This window comes from uncultured Metabacillus sp. (assembly GCF_947503125.1).
In the GTDB taxonomy this organism is placed as follows: domain Bacteria; phylum Bacillota; class Bacilli; order Bacillales; family Bacillaceae; genus Metabacillus.
Map to the genome: position 1 here is coordinate 1 of NZ_CANNCR010000138.1, position 1,711 is coordinate 1,711.

The window sequence follows — 1,711 nt, forward strand, 5'->3', positions numbered from 1 at the left end:
GCTTGACTATCTAAGTCCCATTGAATATAAAAATATTCACCTTAAAAAAAGTGTCTAGTTTAGTGTTGACATACCACATTTATGATGACAGGGGATGTGATTTATTGGCTACCTCGCCCGAAACAATAAGAGATGTTTATAACAAATTCAATGATTGGATATTAGATTACGACAGGAATGAAATAGATGACGTGTTTAAATAAAGGATTTTTCTTATTCAACTAACCGGTGCCCTTCTTAAATAATAGAAGATCGCTTTTTCTTCTTCAAGTAACGGTGCAGTAAAGTTAAAGAAGGAATTGAGAAATTCTCAAAGAATTATTACTTAATTTAACTATTTGGAGTTGAAAAGTATGGATTTTGTAATAAGGGGAATTTCAATGAGTGAATTGGAAGAATTCTCTTCTATCCTTAAAGAGGCTGCTGAATGGTTGATTAATAATGAAAGGGAAATGTGGGACCCAAATCAGTTTACAATCGAAAAATTATTAAAAAACAATGTGATTGATGAAATGTTTATAGGCTTTATCAATAACGAGTCAGCAGTAGCTATGATACTACAAGAAGAAGACCCTATATTTTGGTCTGATCCAACCCCTTCGCTGTATTTACATAAACTCGCTATCCGTAGAAAGTATGCACAAAAAGGACTATCCCAACAAATGATAAGTTGGGCAAAATTAAGGGCAAAACAACATAATAAAAATTATTTAAGGCTTGATTGTGCTGCTGATAGACCAAAGTTATGCAACTTTTATGAAAAACAGGGTTTTATAAAAGTAAGAGACGAAGTTATGTTTGGTAAGTATCCAACGTCCTTTTATGAAATAGAGATTATTTAATATTACAATTTTTTGTTCAGCTAAAGGTGCACGTCAGTTTAATAGCGAGGGGTCCAAAATTATGGGGGGATTTTTTTGAAAAGAGTTATGATAATCGGTTCTTCTGGTTCAGGAAAAACAACACTTGCTCTAAAAATGTCTGAAAAATTATCTTTACCCCTAATTCATCTGGACTATCACTTTTGGAAAGCAAATTGGGAAGCTTCTTCTGATAAGGAATGGAGAAATAAACTAGAGAAACTTGTCAAAGAAGACAAATGGATATTAGATGGTAACTTTACAAGCTCTTTAGACATTAGATTAAATCGAGCTGACACAATAGTTTTCGTGGACTTACCTAGGTTTACAAGAATGTATAGAGTGATTAAACGATGGTGCCAAAACAGGAAAAGAAACCGTGCAGATTTGCCACCGGGGTGTAAAGAAAAGATTGATATGAAACTTTTAAAGTCAGTTTGGTACTTCGGTAAAAAGAGGAAACCTGAAATCATTAAGCTTTTAGAACAACATAAAGTCAATAAAAACATTTTTATATTGAACAGTTCAAGTGAAATTGAACAGTTCATTAAAAAGTTATAAAGTAATTTAAACTCCACCTACGTTATTAAACTAAAGGGTGAAAGAGTTTAAGATCGGAGCTGTCATTACCGACAGCTTTTTTTGCGCTAACGATACAGGATAGCATTCAAGAGATAAACGTATCAAACTGAGGGAGTTCAAGAAGGAATCTTAATGGAAATAGGAGAATATATAGCGTAATTTTTTAATAGGGAGACATGAAATTATGCGAATGTGAGTATTGCGGACAGATTGAGCCATCAGTGCGGAGATTTGAGCCACTATTTGCGGTCAACTGAGCCATTAAGTGC

2 protein-coding genes and 1 pseudogene are annotated in these 1,711 nt (G+C 33.5%); all 3 read left to right on the top strand.

Going from position 1 to position 1,711, the window contains the following annotated elements; genetic code table 11:
- Positions 1-71 precede the first annotated feature (71 nt).
- Positions 72-203: pseudogene (locus tag Q1B07_RS26450) on the top strand (DUF3885 domain-containing protein); the annotation flags it as partial.
- Positions 204-380: 177 nt separating this feature from the next.
- Complete coding sequence (locus Q1B07_RS26455) at positions 381-842, top strand: N-acetyltransferase (RefSeq protein WP_299095759.1); 462 nt, start codon at positions 381-383, stop codon at positions 840-842.
- A gap of 75 nt (positions 843-917) precedes the next feature.
- Positions 918-1,421 carry a topology modulation protein gene (locus tag Q1B07_RS26460; RefSeq protein WP_299095757.1) on the top strand — a complete coding sequence of 168 codons (504 nt, stop codon included), beginning with the start codon at positions 918-920 and terminating at the stop codon, positions 1,419-1,421.
- Positions 1,422-1,711 lie beyond the last annotated feature (290 nt).

Coding starts and splice junctions, on each gene's coding strand:
- Q1B07_RS26455 (WP_299095759.1), top strand. CDS start 381: ATGAGTGAATTGGAAGAATTCTCTTCTATCCTTAAAGAGGCTGCTGAA.